Genomic DNA, 24,402 nt, shown 5'->3' with positions numbered 1-24,402 from the left:
AGGTTGTTCCCATCCGCCCTACCCACGGTCCCCCCATGGCTTCATCCCTCCGCGCCCTCAGCCCGAGCGCGCGCCTGCTGCTGCCCATGCTCGTGTTGCTCAGTGCTGCCTGCCAGCAGCCTCCCGAGCCCCCCGAGCCCGAGCCGCTGCCCTCCTCCCTGGCGACCACCCGCCAGGGATTGCGCCTGCCCATCGACAACGTGGGAGACCTCTTCCTCGGGCAGACCACGGCGACCTTCAACGCCGTCAACCTGCTCGATGGCCGAGGCCTGAATGCACCCGAGGGGGTGGCGCTGGACACCAGCGTGAGCCCGCCACGCGTGTATGTGGCGGACACCTCCAACAGCCGCGTGCTCGCCTGGGCGGATGCCACCGCGTTCGCCAACGGGGCTCCGGCGGACAAGATTCTCGGGCAGAGCGACCCGTACCGAGGCGCCTGCAACGCCACGGGCGTGAGCGCCACCTCGCTGTGCAATCCGAAGGCGGTGGAGGTGGACGCGGCCGGAAATCTGTACGTGGCGGACAGCGGCAACAACCGGCTGCTCGAGTTCGACTCGCCCTTCACCATGGACCTGGGGGCGGACCGGGTCTACGGCCAGGGCGGCAACATGCTCACGGCCACCTGCAACCTGGGAGGCACACCCAGCGCTTCCACCCTGTGCACGCCGGTGGGGCTGTCACTGGATGGCTCGGGCAATCTGTATGTCACGGACCAGGGCAACCACCGGGTGCTGCGCTTCAACGCACCGCTCACGGACGTGGTGGCGGACGCGGTGCTCGGGCAGACGGGCATGGCGGGCAACCTGCCCAACATCGTGGACTCGCGCGGCCTGTCCAACCCGTCCCGGCTGGCCATCGATCGGAGCGTCACGCCCAATCGCATCTATGTGGCGGACACGGACAACCACCGCGTGCTCGGCTGGAGCAACGCCACGGCCTTCTCCAACGGTGCCCCCGCGGACCGGATCCTCGGGCAGCCGGACGCGGCGTCCAGCGGATGCAACACGGGGGGCATCGGGGCCGGCACGCTGTGCTTCCCTCGCGGCCTGACGGTGGATGCGGCGGGCAACCTCTTCGTCGCTGACACCAACAACAACCGCGTGCTCGTCTTCGACACGCCCTTCGCCAGTGACAAGCTGGCCGACAAGGTATGGGGACAGGCCTCCTTCACCGGCGCGACGTGCAACAACGGAGGCGCGTCCGAGGCCACGCTGTGCGGCCCCTGGGGCGTGGCGCTGGACTCGGCGGGCAACCTCCTCATCGCCGACACCAGCAACAGCCGGGTGCTCTACTACGAGGGCGGACGGGCGGGAGACACCGTCGCGGATGATGGGTTCGGCCAGGCCAACCCCACGGACACTGGCTGCAACACGGGCGGCCTCGGCTCCGGCACGCTGTGCACCCCGCGCGGGGTGACGGTGGATGCGGCCGGCAACGTCTTCATCGCCGACTACGGCAACTCACGCGTGCTGGTGTACACGTATGCCTCCGGGGACACGATCGCGGATCTCGTGTTCGGCCAGGCGAGCATGACAGTGGGCACGTGCAACGCCGCGGGCCTCACCAGCTCCTCGCTGTGCAATCCGGGCTCGGTCGCAGTGGACGGCTCGGGCAACGTCTGGGTGGGGGACGAGGGCAACTCGCGCGTGCTCGGCTACCAGACGCCGCTCACCACCAACACCGTGGCGGACAAGCTGGTGGGCAAGTCCAGCTTCACCTCGAGCTCCAGCGGGTGCTCCACCATCTCCGCCACCTGTCTGCTGACTTCGGCTCCCTCCGTGGCGGTGGATGCCTCCAACAACCTCTACGTCTCGGACACCTCCGCCCACCGCGTGCTGGGCTACAACGCGCCCTTCGCCACCGGCAATGACACCACCCCGGATCGCGTCCTGGGGCAGACGGACTTCGCCAACACCGCTCGCAACTCCATCGACAACCAGGGCCTCAACGCTCCCGCCGGGGTGCATGTGGATCGCTCCTCCTCGCCCAACCGGCTCTATGTGGCGGATGCGTCCAACAGCCGCGTGCTGGCGTGGAACTCGGTGACCTTCACCAACGGGCAGGCCGCGGATCGCGTCTTCGGCCAGGCTGACTTCACCAAGGGCGTCTGCAACGGCGCGGGCCTGGGCGCCTCCAGTCTGTGCACCCCCGCGGACATGACGAGCGATGCGGCGGGCAACCTCTACGTCTCCGACACCAACGCCCGCGTGCTCGAGTACAACGCGCCGTTCGCCACCGGCGGCGACACCGTGGCCGACCGTGTCTTCGGGCAGACGGTCTTCACCGGCAGCACCTGCAACAGCGGCGGCGCCTCCGCGCTCACCCTGTGCAACCCGAAGGGCATCACCGTCAACTCCACCGGCAACGTGTATGTGGTGGACGGCGGCAACCACCGGCTGCTGCGCTACACCACGCCCCTGTCCACGGACCTGGTGGCCGACGCGGTGCTCGGGCAGACCGGCTTCCGCTTCACCGGCTCCAACCTCGTGGATGGCACGGGCCTGTCCTCGCCCACCTCGGTGGCCATCGACACGTCGGTGACGCCCAACCGGTTGTACGTGGCGGATACCTCCAACAGCCGCGTGCTCGCTTGGGCGGATGTCACCGCCTTCCAGACCGGCTCTCCCGCGGACCTCGTGCTGGGCCAGCCGGATCTGCTGACCTCGGGCTGCAACAGCCAGGGCGTCTCCGCCTCCAGCCTGTGCAGCCCCAACGCCGTCACCGTGGACTCCACCGGCCGCGTCTACGTCACCGATACCTCGAACCACCGCGTCCTCCTCTACAACGCGCCCTTCACCACCGACACCGTCGCGGACAAGGTGATCGGCCAAGCGGACTACACCTCGCGCTCGTGCAACCGCGCCCTCTCCAGCCCGAGCGCCATCACCGTGTGCAACCCCTCCGGCGCCACGGTGAGCCCCGCCAATGACCTGTTCGTCTCCGACCACGACAACAACCGCGTCCTCGTGTACTCCGACCCCTGGAGCACCGATGTGACCGCGGACGCGGTGTTCGGGCAAGCGGGCGGATTCTCCACCGCCACCTGCAACCGGAGCGGTCGCTCGGCCAGCTCGCTGTGCGGACCCAACCAGCTCGCGCTGGACACCAGCGTCTCCTCCCTGCGGCTGTACGTGGCCGACAGCGACAACCACCGCGTCCTCGAGTACGACGCGCCACGCTCCTCGGACACCGTCGCGGATCTCGTGGTGGGCCAGTCGTCGATGACCAGCGCCTCGTGCTCCGCGAGCCAGACCGGCCTGTGCGCCCCCTGGAGCGCTGCCGTGGACTCGGCCGGCAACCTCTATGTCGCTGACCGGGACTCGGATCGCGTCGTCCAGTACAACTCGCCGCGTTCCACCGACGTGAGCGCGGACCGGCTCTTCGGCCAGTCCACTTCCACGGGGAACTCGTGCAACGCGGGCGGCCTGGGCCCCGCGTCCCTGTGCACCCTGCGCGGCGTGGCCATCGACGCCGTGGGCAACCTCTACGCGGCCGATACCAGCAACCACCGCGTCGTCGTCTATCTCGCGAACAACCGCCCCACCGCTGCTCCGCTCACGCTGAACCCTGCCGCCCCGACGACCACGGACACCCTCGTCGGCACGTACACGTACCAGGACGCCGATGGCGACGCGCAGAGCGGCACCGAGGTGCGCTGGTTCAAGAACGGCACGGAGCAGGTGGCCTACTTCGGTGTGCTGACGGTTCCCGCGTCGGCGACGACTCGCGACGAGCAATGGCACTTCACGGTCCGCGCTCGCGATGGCCTGGAGCCCGGCCGGCTGGAGACGTCTCCCACGGTCACCATCCTCAATACGGCGCCGGTCGCGGCGACGCCCACCATCTCGCCCTCGTCTCCCAGAACGGCCGATCTCCTCACCGCCAGCTACGGCTACTCGGACGCGGACAATGACACCGAGAGCGGCAGCGAGATCCACTGGTTCCTCAACAGCGTGGAGCAGACCTCGCTGCTCAACCAGCTCACCGTGCCCGCATCCGCCACGGTCAAGGGCCAGGTCTGGTACTTCACCGTGCGCCCCGGAGACGGCACCAGCCTGGGCGCCAGCGTGAACTCTCCCGTGGTGACGATCGCCAACACGCCTCCCTCCGCGAGCAGCGTGCAGATCACCCCCGCCTCGCCCAGCTCCAGCTCCAACCTCAGCGTCTCGTATACGTACGCGGATCCGGACAACGACTCGGAGCTGGGCTCGGAGATCCGGTGGTATCGCAACGGCACCCTCCAGACTTCGCTGAACGATCTGCGCACGGTGACGGGGCCGTTCACGCTGAACGACCAGTGGTACTACACGCTGCGCCCCAAGGACGGCGCAGACCTGGGAACACTCGTCACGTCCACCACCGTGGTGGTGGGCAGCTCCGCTCCCACCGTCACCAACGTCCGCATCACGCCCAGCCCTCCGCGCACCGATGACGTGCTCACCGCGAGCTACACGTACTCGGACCCGGACAACCAGCCGGAGACCAACAGTCAGTTCCACTGGTTCAAGAACGGCGTGGAGCAGACGGCCTACCTCAATCTGAAGACGGTGCCGGCCAGCGCCACCACCAAGGGCGACATCTGGTACTTCACCGTCCGCCCCTGCGACAACACGCCCGTGTGCGGCGTGCTCCAGACGGCGCCTTCCGTGACGGTGGGCAACACCGCTCCGGCCGTGAGCACTCCTACCGTGACGCCGGCTTCGCCCAAGACCACGGATGCGCTCGTTGTCAGCTACACCTACTCCGACGCGGACAACGACTCCGAGAGCGGCAGCGAAATCCGCTGGTTCAAGAACGGCGTGGAGCAGACCTCTCTGGCCAACCTGCGCACCGTCCCCGCGGGGACCGCCGCCAAGGGGCAGAGCTGGTACTTCACCGTTCGCCCCCGGGACAGCGTGGACTTCGGCACGGTGGCCACCTCCTCCGTGGTGACGATCGTCAACACCGCACCCGTGGCCTCCCAGGCCGTGCTCGCTCCGGCCAGCGCGCGCGCCACCGACACGCTGACGGCCTCGTACAAGTACACGGATGCGGACAGCGATGCGCAGTCCGGCTCCAGCGTGAAGTGGTTCAAGAACAACGTGGAAGACACTTCGCTGCGCAATGCGCTCACGGTGCCTCCCTCCAAGCTGGCCAAGGGACAGGCGTGGAAGTTCACCGTCGCGCCCTCGGATGGCACGGCGACCGGCTCCACGGTGACGTCCAACACGGTGACGATCCTGAACTCGCCGCCCGTCGTCACGAGCCTCTCCATCACACCCGCCACGCCCAACGCGGGCGATGCATTGACGGCCTCGTACTCCTACGCCGATGCGGACGCGGATGCCCAGGCTGGCAGCGAGCTGCGCTGGTTCAAGAACGGCGTGGAGCAGACGTCCCTCTTCGGCGCAGCCTCGGTGCCCGCGGGCGTCACTGCCAAGGGCGAGCGCTGGTCCTTCTCCGTGCGCCCCAAGGACGGCACGGACTTCGGCACGCCACAGACTTCGGCGGAGGTCTCCATCGCCAACAGCGCTCCGCTCGCGAGCAGCCTCTCCATCCAGCCCACCCAGCCTGGGACGAATGACAACCTGGTGGCCACGTACACGTACCTCGACGCGGATGGGGATGCGGAGTCGGGCACGGAGACGCGCTGGTTCAAGAACGGCGTGGAGGCTCCCACGTACTTCGGGCTCAAGACGCTGCCGGCCAGCGCCACCACCAAGGGAGAGAGCTGGTACGTCACCGTGAAGCCCAAGGACGGCACGGACTTCGGTCAGCTCGCCACCAGCGCGCCCGCGCTCATCCTCAACACGCCTCCCAGGGCGACCAACGTGAACCTGTCGCCGCTGTCTCCCCGGGCGACGGATGCGCTGGTGGCCAGCTACACGTACTCGGATGCGGACGATGACGCGCAGCAGGGCACCGAGCTGCGCTGGTACAAGAACGGCGCGGAGCAGACCGCGCTCCTCGGGCAGCCCACCGTCCCCGCGGGCACCGCCAAGGCCGGAGAAACCTGGTACTTCACCGTGAAGCCCAAGGACGGTGTGGCCTTCGGCACGCTGGTGACGTCCACCTCCGTCATCGTGGGCAGCTCCGCCCCCGTGGCCACGGCGCTGCAGATCACCCCGTTCTCTCCCACCGCCCAGGATGTGCTCCAGGCCAACTACCTCTATAGCGACCCGGATGGAGATGCCGAGTCCGGCAGCGAGCTCGAGTGGTACCGCGATGGCAAGCCCGTGGTGACTCTCAATGACACGCGCTCGGTGCCTGCGGGCACTGCTCGAAAGGGCGAGGCCTGGAGCTTCAGCGTGCGTCCGAAGGATGGCGTTGCGTTTGGTGCGAAGCAGACCTCCGCTCCGGTGGTGATTGGCAACACGGCGCCTTCCGCGTCCAGTGCCACCGTCAGCCCGTCGCAGCCGCTCACGGACGATGTGCTCACGGCCACCTTCACCTATGCGGATGCGGATGGAGACCGGCAGTCAGGCTCGGAGATCCGCTGGTACCGCAATGGCCTCGAACAGCCTTCGTTGCTCGACCAGACCGTGGTCCCCGCGTCGGCCACTCGCAAGCGCGAGGTCTGGTACTACCGGGTGCGGCCCAAGGATGGCACCGACTACGGCACCGCCGAGGTGTCGAGCCCCGTCTTCATCGAGAACTCGCCCCCCGTGGCCAACGCGGGTCTGGATCAGACCGTTCCGCCCACTGCGGCCGTGGTGCGTGTGACGCTGGATGGCACGGGCTCGCTGGATGCGGATGGAGACGTGCTCGACTACGCGTGGTCCGAGGGCTCGACGGTCCTCGGCCGGGGTGCTCGCGCCAGCGTCGACCTGCCCGTGGGCAAGCACACCCTCACGCTCACCGTGGGCGATGGCGAGAGCTCGTCAACGGATGAGGTGTTCATCGACATCCCAGATCCGAAGCCCACGGCCGCGGCGCCCTCGGACCGGACGCTGCCTCCGGGACGGGTGACGCTCGTGGGCTCCGCGACGGATCCGCTGGGCCGGACACCGGCCTTCCAGTGGACCCAGGTGGACGGAGTGCCCGTGGAGCTGAAGGAGGCGGGCCAGGCCACGGCGTGGTTCCTGGGGGCTCGTGCTGGCACGTACACCTTCGAGCTCGTCGCCACCTCCAGCAGCACTCCGAGCGATCCGGTGCGGACCTCGGTGACGATCCGCAATGTGGCTCCGTGGGCATCTGTGCCAGCGCGGCATGTGGTGCGGGTGGGCTCGGAGCTGACGCTCGATGGCAGCGGCAGCGACGATCCGAACGGAGACGCGCTCACGTGGAACTGGGCGGTGGAGCTGGGCGGAAGCAACGCCACCCTGGCGGATGCGGATCAGCCCTCGGCCCGGCTCACGCCCACGGTTGATGGGCGCTATGGCCTCACCCTCGTGGTGAACGATGGCGAGGTGGCCAGTGCCCCGGCATTCACGGAGGTGCTCGCCATCAACCCCAACGTGACGACTCACGAGCCTGTCGCCTCCGCTGGGCCGGACGGTGTGGGCGAGCTGGGCAAGCCCGTCACCCTCGAGGGCCGCGGCAGCTACGACGTGGACGGCGATGCGCTCACGTACACGTGGCGGAGGGTCTCGGGCCCCGCGGATCCTCCCGTGCCCGCCAACTTGGCCACGCCCACCTTCCGGGCCACTGGAGCAGGCACCGTGGTCATGGGCCTGACGGTGAGCGATGGCAAGGTCACCAGCGCCGAGGACACCGTCTCCTTCGAGATTGACGACCCGGCGGTGAACCGCCGTCCCATTGCCCGCGCTGGCTCTGATCGCTCCGCGGTGGTGGGCACGGAGATCCAGCTCGACGGAACTCGCAGCACGGATCCGGATGGCGACGTGCTCACTTATGAGTGGACCCAGATCTCGGGGCCTCACGCAACGCTCGATGACGCGCACGCCTCCCGCCCCACCTTCACGCCGACACGGCCCGGCTTCGTGCGGTTCGAACTCATCGCATCGGATGGCAAGGGCCGCTCGGCTCCCTCCGGTGTGCTCGTGCAGGTCACGACCGAGGCCAACCATCCGCCGCTCGCTAGTGCTGGAGCGGATCAGCAGGTGACGATCGGCGGTCCTGTGACGCTGGATGGCTCGGGGTCCTCGGATCCGGACGGGAACGCGCTGCGCTATGTCTGGGAGCAGATCTGGGGCAGCCCGGTGGTGCTGACCAGCGCTGGCGAGCACCCGTCGTTCCAGCCCTCCGGACAGGGCCGATACCGCTTCCGCCTCACCGTCTGGGATGGAGAGACTCCCAGCGTGCCCGACGAGGTGGATGTGCTGGTGAGCACGCACGGCGCGGACAACACGGCGCCCGTGGCGGTGACGGACGCAGATATGGAAGCGGTGGTGGGGGCGAAGGTGCTGCTGAGCGGTAGCAAGAGCCACGACCAGGATCCGCTCGACAAGCTCACGTACGAATGGACGGTGTCGGGCTTCCCCACGGGCAGCGAACCCTCGCTTGACGATGCCGCGACCGCGACGCCGTCGTTCACGCCCACGGTGGCCGGGGCGTACACGGTCCGCCTGCGCGTCTCAGACGGGGATCTGACCAGCGCACCGTCTTATGTGACGGTGATGGTCCGATCCGACTCCAAGGGTGGACTGGGCTGCGGGGTCGGGAGCAGCTCGCCCCTGCCGCTGGCGGCGATCCTGCTGCTGCTCGTGGCTGGAGGAAGGAGACGAGGTCTGATGACTCGAACCGCGCGAGTGTCCGCGGGACACTCTCTGGCCGTGCTCCTCATGTTGGGAGTGGCCTGGGCTCCCAGGTTCGCAAGCGCCGAGATCGACTCGACGCAGACGCAGAGCAAGACTCGGAAGAAGAAGCCGACCTCCGGCAAGCTCGTCACCACCGGCAAGATCACTCCCGGAAAGCCTCCCTCCGGCAAGCTCGTTCCGGGCAAGTCCGCCTCGGGCAAGAAGGGCAAGAAGAAGAAGCCCGCGCTGGAGGCCCCTGTCGAAGTGCCGATGCCTCCCGTGGAAGAGGCGAGCCCGGAGCCCTCGCAGCCCCTGGATGAGCCTCCACCGGTGACTCCCGAGACGACGCCCTCGGCGCCACCTCAGGAGGAAGCCGCCGCCCCCACCGAGGGCCCGCCCAACCCGTACCTGGAAGAGGCTCGCCAGCTCTACCTCGGCTTCCAGTTCGAGGGGATCATCCCCAAGCTGGAGTTCGCGCTCGCCGTGAAGGGCGTAACCGAGGCGCAGCGCATCGAGATCTACCAGCTCATGGCGTTGACCCACTCCGCCTTCGACGACGCAGCCCAGGCAGAGGAAGCCTTCCTGCACATCCTGGAGCTGAAGCCGGACTACGCGCTGACGGGTGGGGCCTCACCGAAGATCCGCTCGTATTTCGCGAACGCGCAGAAGACGTACCGGTTGCGGCTGGCGGTGAAGCTCCAGCACGCGCCACCCAAGCCCAGCATGCTCGGCGAGACGACAACGGTGGACGTGACGGTGGTGGTGGGCGCGGAGCGAGTCACGGCGATGACGCTTCACTACCGTCCACGGGGGAGCAAGAGCGGCTACTCGCAGATGGCGATGGCGCACGGAGAGAACGGAGCCTTCTCCGGCAACGTGCCCAACGCCTTCCCGGGCCCGGCGGGCAAGCGGACCATCGAGTACTTCGTTCGAGCGCGTGACACGAGCGGGGCGCTGCTGGCGTCGGTGGGCTCGGAGGAGACGCCGCTGGAGCTGACGATGGAGACGGTGGAGGTCGCGGCCTCGCAGCCGCTGTACAAGAGCTGGGTGTTCTGGACGGCCGTGGGCGTGGGAGCCGCAGCAGCGGTGGCCACGCCGGTGCTGCTCAACCGGAGCGCGGAGGTCCGACCCGGGACGCTCGGAATGGAGCCGCTCAAGTGAGGACCCTCTCGCGGATCAGTTGGGCAGGCGTGGTGCTCGGGCTGCTGGTGCTCGGGGCATGCGGCAAGGGCGCGGTGTTCCTCACGATCGAGGCCGTGGGGCCCGAGGGAACGCTGCGCATCCCGGACGACGTGGACAAGGTGAAGGTGCGCGTGACGGACGAGGACGGTACGAACGTCCTGCTCGAGAAGGAGTACTCGCTCACTGCGGAGCAGCGCTTCCCCCTGACGCTGGGCCTGGAGCCAGGCCCGGAGACTGGCGAACGCATCCACGTGGAGGTGACGGCCTTCAAGGAAGAGCAGCCAGTGGGCGATGCCGCTGCGCTGGTGCCCATCACGCGGCAGCAAGAAGCTGCAGTGACGCTGCGAATCGTGAAGAGCTGAGGCGGCTGGAAGACAAGGAGATTGCCCACCTAATAGATGACGTCGGCATGGCCTCTGAGCAGGGCCCTGATCCTGTCTTCGCTGACGCCCGTCTCCTTCTCCAGGATCGTCGCAGAGTAAGTAATGGCGGCGGTTGTCTCGGGGAACATATCGAAGATGGTGAACGAAGTACGAAGCTCTCGCGGCCAGGCGACGGAGGCGAACTCCTCGCGCCTCCGGTAGGGCTCCAGAATGGTGAAGTAAGGCCATCGAGGAAACTTCAGGGTGCTGGCATCACACCCGACGAACCGGCATCCATGGATATGCGCCGCAGTGAAGTCGCAGTCCTCGATCCCCCCCACGTCTTCATAGGGAAGCGCGGGATCTGGCCTCCTGCGCCCGAAGTCGCAGGAGAAGAGGCGCCCTGTGAAACGGCAGCCTTTCAGATGGGCTGTGTACCAGCGCACTTCCTTCAGTTGCCTTTTGACCTCGATGTTGCAGTCAATGAACCGTGGACCGGGGAGATGAAGGAGATCGGAAGGCACTCGAAGAACGAGGGTGCAGCGCCTCAGTACCAGGTTGGGCCCTAGGTAGTAGCGGATGTTCTTGGCGCCAAGCTCGAGCCGCTCACCCTCCAGGGTCTGGTCTTGAATGATGACGTTGTCGGGGTATTCAGAATGCATGCCTTCTGCCCTCAGAAGCCGATCATCCGGAACAACTCCTCTGCCATACGCCGACCGTGTCTGGCCATGTTCGATTCGGTGCGGGTGAGGATCTCGTACTTGATGCCAGTGGTCGGATCGACTGCGTCGACGCCTTTGTGACTCCACTTCAAGTGCGGGAACTTCAGCTTCAGTTGAGCGTGCACAAAGCGCCCCCGGGCCTCGACTTCCAGGAGATTCGCCAACCAGTGCTCCCCTTTGGCTCTGGCGTTGGTGATAGCCAGTGCTGCCTCTCGGCTCAAATCTTCTCTGCCCCATTGCTCGCGATACACCTTGGCGGCAGCCACAAGGTCGTCGCCGACAGGGTCTCTAGGTGGAATGTCCTTGATGGACCTGCCCGCCGGCACGTGCCAGCGCTGATTGTTATTGCAGAGCACCTGCCGGTTGCCTCCCTGGTGACGGATGATGGTGACGACACCTCCTCGTGCCTCCGCCGCCGCAGCCTGGCTACCGGGGCTGCGCACCATCAGCGTGAAGGTGCCCTCGGCAGGGGCTGCCACGGACTCCACCTCTCCCGCCGCTGCCAACCTCATCCCCTGTGCCTCAGCCTGAGCTGCCGCCCTCCCGTAGCCGGGGATCAGCGGCAGTCTTTGTGAGAACCGCGCCGCGCCCCCGCCCACCGCAGCCGTCACCACCAGCACCACCACCCGCGCGGTGTTCTCCCCCATCACCTTGGAGAACTTCCGCCCGGATTTCTCCAGTTCCTCGAAGGTGGTGGCCCGGTCCGCTTCCGTCACCAGCCGCCCCCACCCGTCCATCAGCTCCCACAGCGTCTGGGCTCCCAGCCACGCCAGGAGACCGATGGAGATCAGCGCGGCCACGCCCTTCGTCACGGGCTCGGGCACGATCCAGAGCATGAAGTAGAGCATGGCCGCGCCAACCACCAGCGCCAGCACCGCCCGCAAACTCACCATCTGCTTGAGCGACGCGCGCGTCTCCTGGAGCACCCCGCCGAAGGCGAAGGCTAGCGCCAGGGTGCGCCGGTCGTCCCTGTCCAGGACGGGTCCGTCCGCAGTCAGCCCCAGACAATCGCCTCCCTCGTACTGTTCCGCGCACAGGTGCTGATAGCCGACCAGCAGCTTCGCGTTCGAGGCGACGGACAGGGAGCTGTCCTCTTCCAGTGGCACCAGCCGCACCACGCGCCCGTACTCCACCTCCGCCAGCAGATCGGCCTGGAGTTCCTCCTCCATCAGCCAGCGTGCTGTCTCTCGGGGCCGTTCGGAAGCTGGCACATGGCGGGCCAGCACCGACGCGGCTCCCTGGAAATCGTCCTCGTCCACCTCCACCGGCTCGGTATCCACTGCACCCGAAGTGAGCACTTGCAGTTCGTAGCGGAGGGCTTTCAGCTCCGCCTCATATGGGTCCAGACTCGTGGCTGATCTCTGGGGCGAGCCAGCGCAAGCGGTCAGCCATACCAGGAACAGTGCGCCCCATTCGCGTCTTCTCATGGTCACCTCCTAGAGCCTCGTGGAGGGAATCAGCCTCACGCACAGACCCTCCCAGCACGGATGCCTACGCCTCAGCGCTCGAACTCGGCGGTGTAGCTGAACGACTGGATGCGGCGCGTGACTTCGTCGTTGGCCGCCTTGCGCTCCTTCGCCAGCCTCTCCAGCTCTACGCTGATCGCGTCCAGCCGGTTCTCCTGCTCACTCAGCTTCGCCACGAAGCGCTCGGCCAGCTCCCGCTGCGATGCACCGCTCTTCAAGGACTCGATGTTCGACCGGATGCGCTCCTGGTCCTTGAACAGCTGCTCCCGCTCCTCCGTCAGCCGCCGCTCCTCCTGCCCCAGCGCCACCACCCGCTCCTTCAGCGCGATGACTTCCTTCAGTGCATCCCCCAACTTCTGATCGATGTAGCTCTTCCTCAGGTAGAAGAAGATCTCCTCCGTCGAGCTGATGCTGCTGAACGAGTACTGCACCACCCCGCGCGTGCGCTCCGTCACCGGAAACTCCCGGCTCTCCCCCGCCGCCAGCTCCAGCTTGAAGCGCAGGAAGCCCTCTGTCGTCTCCGCTGGCTCCGGCGTCTCCCTCAGCTCCCACACCGAGCGCGGGTGCTCCAGGAACAGAGTCGCCGGCCGCTTCCCCTTGTTGCGCACCACGTACTTCGCGCGCCGCAACAGGTAGTGCTCCACCACCAACACCCCACGGTTCACCACCGACCGGAACACCGGCCCGTCCTCCGTCGACTCCTCCACCGCCACCGTGCAGCTCAACTCCACCGCGTAGGGCACGAACCGCGTGTCGTCCGGCTTCATCGTATCGAGCATCGCCTCGCCCACGTACGTGTCCGCCTCCATCACCGTCACCGGCCCCCCCTCCAACGTCAGCCCCGTGGTGTTCTTCAGCTCGATGCACGCCATCGGGTTCTTCTCCCGCGTGGCCCGGTTGTAGAGCAGCACCCGCCGCCCCTCGAACGGCCGCTGGAGGATCGGCACCAGCGCGCTCTGATTGCGATGCACCGTCACCGGATGATCCACCCGGTACTCGAACAGGTCCCCCACCTCCTTCGTCAGCGTCTTCACCTGCACGCTCTTCTCCGCCACCTCGCGCATCAGCCTCTGCCTCAGCGCTCCGGAGCCTGGCCCGGCCATCGTCATCGTCATCGGCGCTTCGGCTGCCGCAGGTGCGGCGCTGTACATGGCGCCATCCCCCCCTTCATCGGCAAGAACCTCCGCCCTCGCCCCCCCGAAGGACTCCTCGGGAATCACCGGCGCGGCGGCCGCCTCCGTCCGCACCTCCACCACCGGGCGCCGCAAGTAGCGCGGGTTGTACAAGTCATGCACGAACGACACCGGCAGCCCCGCAATCAGCGCCAGGTCCACGTCCACCCAATCCTCGTCCCCCGTGTTGTCCACCAGCGCCCAGCCCTGCAGCAGCGGCGGCTCCTTCTCCTCCAGGAGGATGCGGTAGCTCGTCTTCCACACCGGCGACTCCAGCACGTAGCTGACGAACAGCTCCCGCTCGCCCTCTCCCGCCGTGAGGATGGACATCCGCTTGCTGTCCTTCTTGTACGAGCTCAACACCGTGGCCAGGTAGAACTCGAGATCCTTGCGCACCGCCTCGTCCAGGAACTCCAGCTCCGCAATCTCCAGCACATCGAACGTCCGCAGCGAGCTCCCCACCAACAGTGACAAGAAGGGCCGCACCACCGAAGCTTTGCCCTCCACCATCTGCAGCGACTCCAGCCCGACGATGATGCCCTCCACGCTCTCCTTGCCGCCCACCCGTGCGCGCACCCGCGCGCCCTTGATCTGCCCCAACAGCGCCGTGAGGCTGCCGGACTCGGGGATGCGGATGGTGGCCTCCTGGAGCAGTTGCTCCAGCGGCTTCGTCGAGTCGTAGCTCACCGCCGACACCGAGCCCCCCGACAAGTCCAGCACCGTCATCGACTTGAGCACGTCGTTCATGTCCCGAGCCTTGAAGTCCAGGCTCAGCGACTCGCTCCCCGTCACCTTCCCCTTGCGTTCGAAATACCCCACCCCGTGCTTGTAGAGGACGACTCGGCGGATGGGCAGAACGGCGGACATGAGAGCCTCCAGGAGATTGATTGGGGTTCGTCGAGGCTCGGTGTATCAAGTCCCCCCCGGGGAGGACACCATGCAACCCACTGAGAAGAAGAAGCGCTCACCGTGGCTCTATGTCGGCATTGGCTGTGGCGTGCTGCTGCTGCTGGGCATCGGCGGCACCGTCGCCGCCGTCATGTTCGGCATGAGCAAGTTCAAGGAGTTCACGGAGGACATGGCCGATCCGGTCAAGCGCACCGAGATGGCCAAGAAGACGCTGGGCGCGGATGACCTGCCCGAAGGCTACAGCGCGGTCGTGGCGCTCAGCGTCCCCGCCATCATGGACGTCGCCCTCCTCATGAGCGGCGAGCCCCAAGAGCCCAGCGAACAGGCCGAGCAGGCTCCGGTCCGCACCTTCGTCTACTTCTTCATCAAGGCCTCCTCGCTGAAGGACGTGGAGGAGCTGCGCGCCTTCCTCGAGGGCCGCTCGGATGACGCCTCCGTGCTCCGGCGCAACCACATCGACATCCAGACCCGGGAGATCATCGGCCGTGGCGTGCTCCAGCTCGATGGGCGCCGCGTGCTCTACCTGAGCCAGCGCGGAGTGTTGAGGAGCAGCCAGAACGAAGACGACGGGCCCGGGCTGAACTCGCTCACCTTCATTGAGTGTCCAGGCCAGAACCTGCTGCGCATGGGCCTCTGGCACTCTCCGGATCCGTCACCCGAAACGCCCCTCGATCAGCTCGATGTGAAGGGCACTCCTGTCGATCCCGAGGCCATCCGCGCCTTCATGTCTCACCTCAATCCATGTCGGGGAACCTGAGATGAACCTACGTACCGCTGTCTTCTCCATGGTGGGCTCCGCGGCCCTCGCGCTCGGCGCGGGCTGCGCGACCACTCAACAACAAACGGTGCCGGATACCTCCACCGCTCCGCCGCCTCCCTCCCAGGAGTCGCCCGCGACGGCCACGCCTCAGCCAGAGCCCTCCACGGGGAGCTCCGCCTGGCAGCGCGCTCGGGTGGGCGACCGCGTGGTGTATGCCTTCTCCGCCAACCGCGCGTACCCCAACACCAAGAAGGCGACGGCCATCGCCGGGAAGCTGGCGCTGGAGGTGGTGGCGGTGCAGCGGCCGTGGGTGTGGCTGAAGCTGTCCGTCGCGGACGAGGCCGGCAAGCCCTTCAGTCGCCCGCAGCTGGCCCGGGAGCTGCTCTTCCCCATGAGCATGGAAGGCAACCGCTCCCTGAGGGAGCCCCCCCGAGGCACCGCGGCCTCCGAGCAGATCTCCGCCGTCGGCCGCACCTGGGACGCCCTCCGCTTCGTGCAGGACAACCGGCCCAGCGATGGGCCGCTGGAGGACCGCCTCTACGCCGCGAGCCCTGAAGCGCTGTACCTCACCAACGGGCTGCTCTCGTCCAGCACCACCCTCTCGGGCTTCGGCGCGAGCGGCGGCGCACAGCTCACCCTCGTGGAGCTCCGCCAGGGCACCGAGGGCTCCACGGCCGCGCCTCCCGAGATGAAGTATCCGCTCGGCCCGGGCACCTGGTCCGACACCAGCGTGGACTCGGGCCAGGGCGCCCAGGTCCAGCGCGACTGCTACGCCGCCGAGCGCGGCTACTTCCTGTCCAGCTCCGGCCCCGTGCCTGCCACCAATAACGAGGGCCCCTGCCCGAGCTTCGCCGGCGCCGCCCCGATTCCCATCGAGGAGGAGCTGCTCAACTCCCTCTCGCTGCTCCTACCCCCTGCCCCTGGCGCGGAGGCGCGAGGGCCGGTGAAGGCGCGTAACACCCTCTCCGTCAGCGGGCGCGGCATCCCCTCGCTCACCTACGAGAGGCCCGAGAACGCGGGCGGCAATCCGCAGATCTTCTCCGAGACGCTCCCCGAGGATCCCTGGCACCCATCGCTCGATGGACTGAACCAGGTGGCGCGCTTCAACCCGCTGGCCGAGTCCGTGGACTCGGTGGGCGCCAATGGCAAGCGCACGACGACCTTCACCAAGAAGCTCATCGGCTGGGGTACGTGGGTAGGAGGTGCGAAGTGAAGCCCGTGCTCTACATCGTCACCATCGAGGTGGCTCCCGGTTCCGAGGACGCGTGGCACGCGTGGCACGAGAAGGTCCACGTCCCCGAGGTGATTCGTCAGCCAGGATTCCTCGCGTGCCGCAAGTGGAAGGACACCATCAACGCCGAGGATGGCTGGGCGCGCTACGTCTGCCACTACGAGCTGGCCAGCGCGGAGGCCCTCCAGCGCTACACCGCCAGCGACGCGGCCAAACAGTTGAAGGCCGAGTCGGAGAAGCGCTTCGGCTACGTCACCCGCCACCACCGGCAGATCTACGAAGAGGTGTCGCGGTACGAGATCGACACGGAGCCCGAGGGCTCGGACGAGTGACACGGGCCAGGGGCCTCTCTCGAGCGGAGAGGCCCCGAGCCACCACGGCTCAGCTCTCGACGGAGAGCTTCACGTCGATGTTGCCGCTCGTGGCCTTCGAGTAGGGGCACACCGTGTGGGCGGTGTGCATGAGCTGCTCGGCCTCCTCCTTGGACAGGCCGGGCAGCTTGCCCTTGAGTTCCACCGCCAGCCCGAAGCCACCGTCCGGCGTCTTGCCGATGGTGACCGCCGCGGTGATGCTCGCGTCCTTCACGTTCTTGCCCGCCTTGCCGGCCACCAGCCGCAGCGCGCTCTCGAAGCACGCGGAGTAGCCCGCCGCGAAGAGCTGCTCGGGGTTGGTCACCGCGCCACCCGCACCTCCCAGCTCCTTGGGCATCGCGAGCGGCAGATCCAGCACGTTGTCAGACGAACGGACACGGCCGTTGCGGCCTCCCTGGGCGGTGGCGGTGGCGGTGTACAGCGGCGAGATGGTGACAGGAGCCATGGCGTTTCCTCGATTCACTTCGGGTGGGGTGCCAGCAGATCAGGCGCCCCCGACGTAGTGAGCCTCTCTCCGGGTTGCAACGGAATCCTTCCAGAAATGTCGCTCAGAACCCGGGAGGCCGTTCCCCCGCGACACCGGAGGCACGCTCCAGCGCGATGCCCACCCTGCCCAGGGTCCCTTCGTCGAAGAGCCGCCCGATCAGCGTCACCCCGTGCGGCACACGGCGCTTGGGAGAGAACGTAGGCAGAGGACGTGCCGGATCCGGCGCCCAGTCGCTCCGGGCCTGCCCCACCTCCACGAAGCCCGTGCGCAGCGTCAGCGAGGGGTGCCCCGTGAAGTTCGAGATCGTCAGCATGTCCTCCTGCAGCGAGGGCACGAGCAGCAGATCCACCTCGCCCATGACGCGCGCCATCTCCTGCGCCACCTTGCGCCGCAGCCGGTCCGCCTGGACCATGTCCACCGCGGACAGGAACCGCGCCTGCCGGAACAGGTTGGGCCACGCGTCCGCCACCTGCATCTTCAGCGCGTCCACGCCGTGGCTCAGCGTGAGCTCCTCGAAGGCCGCCGCCGCCTCCGCGAAGAGGATCACGCTCAACGAGCCATAGGGCCAATCCGGCAGGCGCACCTCCACCGGAGTCAGCCCCAGCTGCTTCAGCGTCTCCAGCGCCGCGCGATCCACCTCCGTCGCCGGGGCCTTCTCCATCCAGCCCGGGAAGTAGCCCACGCGCAGCCCCTTCACGGGGGCGTTGGCGTCGAAGTCCAGCCGGCTCGGAACGCTCGCCACGTCTCCCGCGTCCGGTCCGGAGAGCGCCCGCACCACCAGCAGCGCATCCTCCACGCCGCGCGTCATCGGCCCCAACTTGTCCAGGGACCAGCACAGCGTCATCGCCCCCGTGCGAGGCACGCGCCCATACGTGGGCCGCAGCCCGGTGATGCCGCAGCGCATGGACGGAGAGATGATGCTGCCTCCCGTCTCGCTGCCCAGCGAGAACCCCACGCACCCCGCCGCCGTCGCCGCCCCCGGCCCCGCGCTGCTGCCCGAGGAGCCCTCCTCCAGCAGCCACGGGTTCTTCGTCTCCCCGCCGAACCAGATGTCATTGAGCGCCAGCGCGCCCAGGCTCAGCTTGGCCACCAGCACCGCTCCCGCGCGGTGCAGCCGATCCACGGTGACCGCATCCACGGTAGGCACGCGGTTGCGGAACGGCTCGGCGCCGTACGTCGTGGCGATGCCCGCCGTGTCCACCAGATCCTTCGCGCCCCACGGGATGCCATGCAGCGGGCCCCGGTACTTCCCCGCGGCGATCTCCGCGTCCGCGCGCCGGGCCTGCTCCAGCGCCAGGTCCGGCGTCAGCGTGATGACGCACCGGAGCTTCGAATCGAAACGCTGGAGCCGCTCCAGGTAGATGCGCGTGAGCCGCTCGGAAGTCAGGGCCCGGGACTCAATCCACCGCGAGAGCGCCGTGACGGGCGCGAAGGCGATGTCCTCGTCCTTCGCCGGCAGTGGACTGGCAGCCCCCTTGCTCCGCACGAAGCGGTCGCGCGCCGGACCGGCCACGAGCCCAGGGAGCAGGGGATCCCACGTCGACGCGGGAGCGAGCGTCGGCTCCAGCGCCACCTTGCGAGGCCCCACCCGCGACTCGTACAGCGGCGCCATCGTCTTGCTCCAGTTGCTGGCCGCCTGCGCTCGCTCCGCCGGTGTGTACTGCACCTGCATGAGCTTCTCCGCCTCGGTGAACGTGCTCGCACCCACCGTGGGCCCCACCGGCGGCGCCGTGCCAAACGCAGGCGGAGCCCCCGGAGGCGCGGACGAGGGCACACCCGCATCGGAAGTTGCCGCCTCCGCGGAAATGCCCTCTGCAGCCACCATGCCTGCGATTCCCACCGCGGTACCGGACAAGAATTCCCTGCGGGAGCGGGCCATGTGAATCCTTCCTGGAGACGAGAAGTGCGCGAGTCTGCCACGCGATCCGCACCTCGCGAGATCCAACACATCAATCCCCGCTCAAGGGCTTGTATTTGGCAGTCCGCGACCCCAGATTGATTGTGATGGACGATCCCGAACAGTTGCTCACGGCACGTGACGCGGCCAGGATCCAGGGCTTCTCCCGAGTCGGTGGCGGGCACGCCTGAAGTTCTCAGGAGCTTTGATGACCGAAAAGACGCGAGCCCCCGTCCCCCAACCGGGAGGATCCTCGCAGCGCCCCTGGGACATCAACGAGCAGGCGAGAATGCTGGTCGAGAGCGTTCGCGACTACGCCATCTTCATGCTCGACGCCCAGGGCCGCGTGGCCACCTGGAACCCCGGCGCCGAGGCCATCAAGGGCTATCGCCCGGAGGAGATCATCGGACAGCCCCTCACCCGCTTCTACACCCCGGAGGATCTGCTCGCGGGCCGGCCCCAGCACCTGCTGCGGATGGCCGCGGAGCACGGGCGCGTCGAGGACGTGGGCTGGCGCGTGCGCAAGGATGGGCGGAAGTTCTGGGCGGACGTGGTCATCTCCGCCGTGCGTGACGCGACAGGTCATCTGCTGGGGTACTCGAAGGTGACGAGGGACCTCAGCGAGCGCCGGGTCACCGAGGAGCAACTGCGCCAGAGCGAGGAGCGCTTCCGCCTCCTCATCGAGGGCGTGAAGGACTACGCCCTCTTCATGTTGGATCCGACCGGCCACATCATGACGTGGAATGTCGGTGCCGAGCGCCTCAAGGGCTACCGCGCGAACGAGGTGATCGGCCAGAGCATCGCCCTCTTCTATCCGAAGGAGGATGTGCTGGCCGGCAAGTGCGAGCGCGCGCTGGAGGTCGCCCTGAGCGAGGGCCGCTACGAGGAGGAGGGGTGGCGGCTGCGCAAGGACGGCACCACGTTCTGGGCCCACGTCATCATCACCTCGGTGCGCGACGCCACGGGGCTGCACCGCGGCTTCGCCAAGGTGACGCGCGACCTGACCGAGCGCCGGAAGCTGGAGACCGAGCGGGTGCAGGTCGCCCAGGCCCAGGAGGCGCTCCGGCTCCGTGACGAGTTCCTGTCCATCGCCTCGCACGAGCTCAAGACGCCGCTCACCGCGCTGCAACTGCAGCTGCAGAGCCTGCGCGACCAGCTGGCGAACCTGGATGCCAAGGTCACCACGAAGGTGGACCGCGCCACGCGCAGCAGCGAGCGTCTGGCGGACCTCATCGAGACGCTCCTGGACGTCTCGCGCATCACCACCGGCCGCTTCGAGATGAACCCGCAGCCCTTTGATCTCGCCGAGGCCGTGCACGACGTCACCGAGCGGCTCCGGGACTCCGCCGCGCGGGCGGGCTGCGCGCTCAGCGTCCAGGCGGCCGCTGCCATCCTGGGAACATGGGATCGCTTGCGGCTCGAGCAGGTGCTGACCAACCTGCTGTCGAACGCCATCAAGTACGCGGCCCGGACGCCCATCGACGTGTCGCTCGTGCGCGAGGAGGAGACAGCGGTGCTCGAGGTCCGAGATCAGGGGCCGGGGATTCCCGAGGAGGCGCTCCCGCGCATCTTCGACCGCTTCGAGCGCGCCGCGGAGATGCGCCACTACGGCGGGCTGGGGCTGGGCCTCTACGTCGTCCGGGAAATCGTCAAGGCGCACGATGGGATGGTGACCGTGCGCAACGTGCCCGAGGGGGGCGCCTGTTTCACGGTTCGACTGCCGCTCGTGCCCAGGGCCTCTGCTCGGGAGGAGCAGGCCAGGCCTGGAGAGTTGCACTGATGCCTTCGTCCAACCGGGTCCTCGTCGTGGAGGACGATCTCGAGATCCGCGAGAGCATCATGGAGATCCTCGAAGACCACGGCTACGAGCCGCTGGGGGCCGAGAACGGGCTCGAGGCCCTGGACAGGCTGCGCGAGCCTGAACCACCGCCCTGCCTCATCCTGTTGGATCTCATGCTGCCGCGGATGGACGGGAAGACCTTCCGTCAGGAGCTGCTCCGACACCCGGGGCTCGCGAACATCCCCGTGGTGGTCATCTCCGCCTTCCGGGATGCCCGAAAGCTCATCGAGGACATGCAGGTGTCCGGCCTCCTCCAGAAGCCGTTCAAGGTCCACGAGCTCGTCGACGTCACGCGGCGCTACTGCCTCTCCCGCTCCTCCCCCTGAGCCCAGGGGAAGTTGTTACACCTACATGGAGCAACTTGTGGAAAACTCAGGTAGGCAAAAGCCCTACTTGAGCCTCCTTCCGAGGGGGATGGGACGGCCCGCATCCTTATATGCGGGGATTCAGCGGCGGACGGTGGTGCCCTTGGCGGTGCGTCCCTTGGTGAGGTGGGATACGGCCTCACCCAGCCCCTCGACGGTGAGGTGGAACATGGGGAAGACGCGGCCGACGGTGGCGATGGTGCTGCCGGGCCAGATGCGAGGGGCTTCCGGGTTGAGCCAGGCGCTGCGCTCGAAGTGCTGCGCGAGCTGCATCATCCACACGAGCCCCTCGAGCCCATCCGGTGAGTAGTGGCCCTGCGCGTCCGCGCGGATGCCCAGCTCATAGGGAGCCATGTACGCGTCGCCGACGATGACGAGCTTGTGGTGCTTGCCCACCTGGGCGATGAGCTCCGGCACGGTGGTGCCGCCGGTGAGCTGAGGCGTGCCGTAGAGCCGGCCGTAGATGCAGTTGTGGAAGTAGTAGGTGCGCAGCTCCTTGAAGTGGGTGGCGCGGCTGGCGGCGCTGAACAGCCGGCTCACCAGGGCGGCGTAGGGATCCATGGATCCACCCACGTCCATCAGGAGCACCACGCGCGTGTTGGGCCGGCGCGGGGGGCGGATGACGACTTCGAGCTCGCCGGCGTTGCGGGCCGTGGCGCTGATGCTCTCGTCGATGTCCAGCTCATCCGCGATGCCCTCTCGGGCGAAGGCGCGCAGCTTGCGCAGGGCCACCTCGAGCTGCCGCGTGTCCAGCACCACATCGTCGCGGTAGCCCTGATACCTGCGCTCGCCGGCCTGCATCATGGCGGTGCCCTGCCGGCCGCCGGTACCGCCCACGCGGAAGCCCTTCTGCCCGGCGCCTCCGTTGCCGAACGGCGAGGCGCCACCGGTGCCGATCCACCGGTTGCCGCCGTCATGGCGCTCGCGCTGCTCCTTCAGGCGCTCCTGGAAGAGGCGCTCCAGGGCCTGCTCGTCCAGCGAGTCGAGCAGGGCCTGCTCCTCGGGGGTGAGGTCCCTCCGCTCGCGCGCGTCGCGCAGCCAGTCCATCAACTCCTGGGTGAGCTCGAGCCCGGCGGACTCCACGCCCTTGAAGTGGGAGAGGAAGGCCTGGTCGAAGGCATCCAGCTGCGTCTCCGAGTGAACCAGGAGGGCGCGCGCCACGTGGTAGAAGCCGTCGAGGCAGCTGTCGTGCAGGCCGGCATGGAGCGCGCCCGCGAGCGCCAGGGCCTCCTGGGTGCCCACGGGCACTCCGCGCCGCCGCAGCTCATAGAGGAAGGGCAGGTACATGGCGCGTGCTCTCCTGGCTCAGGCGCGGGTGCGGCGGCCCTTGCCGAACGCCTCCGCCACGGCGATGAGGTCCTGCTCCTTCTTCAGCAGCGCGCCGAGGAAGGGCAGGTTCTCCTCCAGCTTGAGGCTCTGGACGCCGCTGGCCTTGAGCACGGCGATCCAGTCGATGAGCTCGCTGGTGGAGGGGCGCTTGCGCAGGCGGCTGAAGCCGCGCAGCTCGTAGAAGATCTTCAGCGCCTGCTCGGTGAGGGACTCCTCGAGGCCCGGGTGGTGCACGCCGACGATGCGGCGCATGAGGTCCGCGTCCGGGAAGTCGATGAAGTGGAAGACGCACCGGCGCAGGAAGGCGTCGGGCAATTCCTTCTCGTTGTTGCTGGTGATGACGACGATGGGGCGCTGGGTGGCCACCACCTCGTCATTGGTCTCCATGATGCGGAAGCGCATCCGGTCCAGTTCGTGGAGCAAGTCGTTGGGGAACTCGACGTCGGCCTTGTCCACCTCGTCGATGAGCAGCACGACGCGCTCGCGGGAGGAGAAGGCCTCACCCAGGGGCCCCAGGCGGATGTAGCGGCGGATGTCCTTCACGTCGCCATCGCCGAAGCGCGAGTCATACAGGCGCTGCACGGTGTCGTAGACGTAGAGGCCGTCCTGGGCGCGGGTGGTGCTCTTGACGTGCCAGGGGATGAGGCGCAGGCCCTGAGCCTCGGAGATGGCCTCGGCCAGCAGCGTCTTGCCGGTACCGGGCTCGCCCTTCACGAGCAGGGGGCGTTGCAGGGTCAGCGCGCAGTTGACGGCGGCCTGGAGACCCTCGCTGGAGAGGTATTTCTCGGTGCCACGGAAGCGGGAGGAGGTGGGCGTCATGGTGTTACCTCCTCCTTTAACATTCTCGGCCGCCCGGCGCGCCTGGACTGCTCGCCTGGGAGGCCTGCGCCCATCCACCGGGGTGCCGAGGGCCCGCGAGCCGGGGCCCGCCTGCCTCCCGCGCCCCGGTGGGAGCGTGGCGGAGGTGGAGTGACTACCCGCCGCTGCCGCTGCCGTAGGTGAAGTAGCGGTCGCCGTCGATCTTCCGGCCCGAGAAGTTCAGCGTGACGCTGCACGAGGGCGTGCCGGCGCAGTTGCTGCCGGCGCAGCTGGAGGTGAGCACCAGGGTGCCCTTGAGCGTCTTGCCCAGCTCCTCGATCGTGTAGACGGCCGAGGTGACGTACTGCTCGTTGGCGGACGCGGTCTGCGTGCGCTCGCTGGTGAAGACGTAGGCACCGTCATCGTTCTTGCTGCCGGAGATGCCGTCCCCGGAGATGACGACGCTGTGGGCATCGGCGAGGGTGTAGTTGATGTTCCCGGGCTCGAAATAGAAGGTGTCGTCGATGCCCTCCCAGACAACCCACTGCTTCTCATCGACGAGGTTGGTGACCTTGTCGGTGATGGTGGTCGGCGCGTTGCCGGCGCTGTAGCAGGCCACGGGCATGTTCTGCGCGCTGAGCGTGTCGACGGCGACGCGGTAGATGGAAGGCTGGCTGTTGCCGCCGCAGCCCAGGAGGCTGGTGGTGGCGGCGACGATGGCAACGGCCCGATTCATGAAACGCATGTGTGTTCTCTCCTGAAAAGAGCGCTGTGGCGCTCCCTCCGCTGCGGCCGGCCCGCGTGGCGGAGAATCCCCCCGTGGCCCAGGGCCC

The 24,402-nt window shown here is 67.8% G+C and carries 15 protein-coding genes; 7 read left to right on the top strand and 8 right to left on the bottom strand.

Features of this window, described 5'->3' with window-relative positions; genetic code table 11:
- Nucleotides 1–35: 35 nt before the first annotated feature.
- Together KY501_RS15090 and KY501_RS15085 are read left to right on the top strand one after the other, a co-directional pair.
- On the top strand, nt 36–9,839 hold the full coding sequence (locus tag KY501_RS15090; RefSeq protein WP_224363644.1) for a PKD domain-containing protein: 9,804 nt from the start codon (nt 36–38) through the stop codon (nt 9,837–9,839).
- Nucleotides 9,836–10,222, top strand: coding sequence for a hypothetical protein (locus KY501_RS15085; RefSeq protein WP_224363643.1), 387 nt, complete (start codon nt 9,836–9,838; stop codon nt 10,220–10,222). The genes KY501_RS15090 and KY501_RS15085 overlap by 4 nt, the downstream gene beginning before the upstream one ends.
- A 29-nt stretch (nt 10,223–10,251) precedes the next feature.
- On the opposite strand, the gene KY501_RS15080 is transcribed toward KY501_RS15085, so the two are convergent.
- The 3 genes from KY501_RS15080 to KY501_RS15070 all read right to left on the bottom strand — a co-directional run bounded on the left by KY501_RS15080 (nt 10,252) and on the right by KY501_RS15070 (nt 14,449).
- The gene (locus KY501_RS15080) at nt 10,252–10,884 is read right to left on the bottom strand and encodes a hypothetical protein (RefSeq protein ID WP_224363642.1); all 633 of its coding nucleotides are present in this window, start codon (nt 10,882–10,884) and stop codon (nt 10,252–10,254) included.
- Between the two features lie 11 nt (nt 10,885–10,895).
- On the bottom strand, nt 10,896–12,371 hold the full coding sequence (gene sitA5 / locus KY501_RS15075; protein ID WP_224363641.1) for a SitA5 family polymorphic toxin: 1,476 nt from the start codon (nt 12,369–12,371) through the stop codon (nt 10,896–10,898).
- Between the two features lie 71 nt (nt 12,372–12,442).
- On the bottom strand, nt 12,443–14,449 hold the full coding sequence (locus KY501_RS15070; protein WP_224363640.1) for a DUF4139 domain-containing protein: 2,007 nt from the start codon (nt 14,447–14,449) through the stop codon (nt 12,443–12,445).
- A gap of 70 nt (nt 14,450–14,519) precedes the next feature.
- Between KY501_RS15070 and KY501_RS15065 the strand changes: the two genes are divergently transcribed.
- Genes KY501_RS15065 through KY501_RS15055 form a run of 3 tightly spaced genes read left to right on the top strand, consistent with a single transcriptional unit; the run spans nt 14,520 to nt 16,814 of the window.
- Nucleotides 14,520–15,248, top strand: coding sequence for a hypothetical protein (locus tag KY501_RS15065; protein WP_224363638.1), 729 nt, complete (start codon nt 14,520–14,522; stop codon nt 15,246–15,248).
- Nucleotide 15,249: 1 nt separating this feature from the next.
- Nucleotides 15,250–16,464 (top strand): DUF6068 family protein, encoded by a 1,215-nt coding sequence (locus tag KY501_RS15060; RefSeq protein ID WP_224363636.1) that lies wholly within the window; start codon nt 15,250–15,252, stop codon nt 16,462–16,464.
- The gene (locus KY501_RS15055) at nt 16,461–16,814 is read left to right on the top strand and encodes a DUF4286 family protein (protein WP_224363634.1); all 354 of its coding nucleotides are present in this window, start codon (nt 16,461–16,463) and stop codon (nt 16,812–16,814) included. Before KY501_RS15060 ends, KY501_RS15055 begins: the two co-directional genes overlap by 4 nt.
- Before the next feature lie 49 nt (nt 16,815–16,863).
- Here the strand turns inward: KY501_RS15055 and KY501_RS15050 are convergent, their stop codons facing one another.
- Nucleotides 16,864–17,298 carry an organic hydroperoxide resistance protein gene (locus tag KY501_RS15050; RefSeq protein ID WP_224363632.1) on the bottom strand — a complete coding sequence of 145 codons (435 nt, stop codon included), beginning with the start codon at nt 17,296–17,298 and terminating at the stop codon, nt 16,864–16,866.
- Between the two features lie 103 nt (nt 17,299–17,401).
- Nucleotides 17,402–19,219, bottom strand: coding sequence for an amidase (locus KY501_RS15045; RefSeq protein ID WP_224363630.1), 1,818 nt, complete (start codon nt 19,217–19,219; stop codon nt 17,402–17,404).
- Between the two features lie 226 nt (nt 19,220–19,445).
- Between KY501_RS15045 and KY501_RS15040 the strand changes: the two genes are divergently transcribed.
- Complete coding sequence (locus KY501_RS15040; RefSeq protein WP_224363628.1) at nt 19,446–21,017, top strand: sensor histidine kinase; 1,572 nt, start codon at nt 19,446–19,448, stop codon at nt 21,015–21,017.
- Nucleotides 21,017–21,403, top strand: a complete 387-nt coding sequence (locus KY501_RS15035) for a response regulator (RefSeq protein ID WP_224363627.1) — start codon at nt 21,017–21,019, stop codon at nt 21,401–21,403. The genes KY501_RS15040 and KY501_RS15035 overlap by 1 nt, the downstream gene beginning before the upstream one ends.
- Nucleotides 21,404–21,523: 120 nt before the next feature.
- Here the strand turns inward: KY501_RS15035 and KY501_RS15030 are convergent, their stop codons facing one another.
- The 3 genes from KY501_RS15030 to KY501_RS15020 form a co-directional block, all read right to left on the bottom strand.
- On the bottom strand, nt 21,524–22,729 hold the full coding sequence (locus tag KY501_RS15030; protein ID WP_224363626.1) for a vWA domain-containing protein: 1,206 nt from the start codon (nt 22,727–22,729) through the stop codon (nt 21,524–21,526).
- Between the two features lie 18 nt (nt 22,730–22,747).
- The gene (locus KY501_RS15025; RefSeq protein ID WP_224363625.1) at nt 22,748–23,590 is read right to left on the bottom strand and encodes an AAA family ATPase; all 843 of its coding nucleotides are present in this window, start codon (nt 23,588–23,590) and stop codon (nt 22,748–22,750) included.
- 154 nt (nt 23,591–23,744) lie between these two features.
- On the bottom strand, nt 23,745–24,314 hold the full coding sequence (locus KY501_RS15020) for a hypothetical protein (RefSeq protein ID WP_224363624.1): 570 nt from the start codon (nt 24,312–24,314) through the stop codon (nt 23,745–23,747).
- Nucleotides 24,315–24,402: the final 88 nt, after the last annotated feature.

Source organism: Hyalangium versicolor (assembly GCF_020103695.1).
Taxonomy (GTDB): Bacteria; Myxococcota; Myxococcia; order Myxococcales; family Myxococcaceae; genus Hyalangium; species Hyalangium versicolor.
Note: the sequence above shows the minus strand (reverse complement) of the source record. Positions and strands in the feature narration are given on the sequence as shown.

What these genes read in the sequence shown, in the direction of transcription:
- KY501_RS15090 (WP_224363644.1), top strand. Translation starts at nt 36, where the DNA reads ATGGCTTCATCCCTCCGCGCCCTCAGCCCGAGCGCGCGCCTGCTGCTG.
- KY501_RS15080 (WP_224363642.1), bottom strand. Translation starts at nt 10,884, where the DNA reads ATGCATTCTGAATACCCCGACAACGTCATCATTCAAGACCAGACCCTG.
- sitA5 (WP_224363641.1), bottom strand. Translation starts at nt 12,371, where the DNA reads ATGAGAAGACGCGAATGGGGCGCACTGTTCCTGGTATGGCTGACCGCT.
- KY501_RS15070 (WP_224363640.1), bottom strand. Translation starts at nt 14,449, where the DNA reads ATGTCCGCCGTTCTGCCCATCCGCCGAGTCGTCCTCTACAAGCACGGG.
- KY501_RS15065 (WP_224363638.1), top strand. Translation starts at nt 14,520, where the DNA reads ATGCAACCCACTGAGAAGAAGAAGCGCTCACCGTGGCTCTATGTCGGC.
- KY501_RS15060 (WP_224363636.1), top strand. Translation starts at nt 15,250, where the DNA reads ATGAACCTACGTACCGCTGTCTTCTCCATGGTGGGCTCCGCGGCCCTC.
- KY501_RS15050 (WP_224363632.1), bottom strand. Translation starts at nt 17,298, where the DNA reads ATGGCTCCTGTCACCATCTCGCCGCTGTACACCGCCACCGCCACCGCC.
- KY501_RS15045 (WP_224363630.1), bottom strand. Translation starts at nt 19,219, where the DNA reads ATGGCCCGCTCCCGCAGGGAATTCTTGTCCGGTACCGCGGTGGGAATC.
- KY501_RS15040 (WP_224363628.1), top strand. Translation starts at nt 19,446, where the DNA reads ATGACCGAAAAGACGCGAGCCCCCGTCCCCCAACCGGGAGGATCCTCG.
- KY501_RS15035 (WP_224363627.1), top strand. Translation starts at nt 21,017, where the DNA reads ATGCCTTCGTCCAACCGGGTCCTCGTCGTGGAGGACGATCTCGAGATC.
- KY501_RS15030 (WP_224363626.1), bottom strand. Translation starts at nt 22,729, where the DNA reads ATGTACCTGCCCTTCCTCTATGAGCTGCGGCGGCGCGGAGTGCCCGTG.
- KY501_RS15025 (WP_224363625.1), bottom strand. Translation starts at nt 23,590, where the DNA reads ATGACGCCCACCTCCTCCCGCTTCCGTGGCACCGAGAAATACCTCTCC.
- KY501_RS15020 (WP_224363624.1), bottom strand. Translation starts at nt 24,314, where the DNA reads ATGCGTTTCATGAATCGGGCCGTTGCCATCGTCGCCGCCACCACCAGC.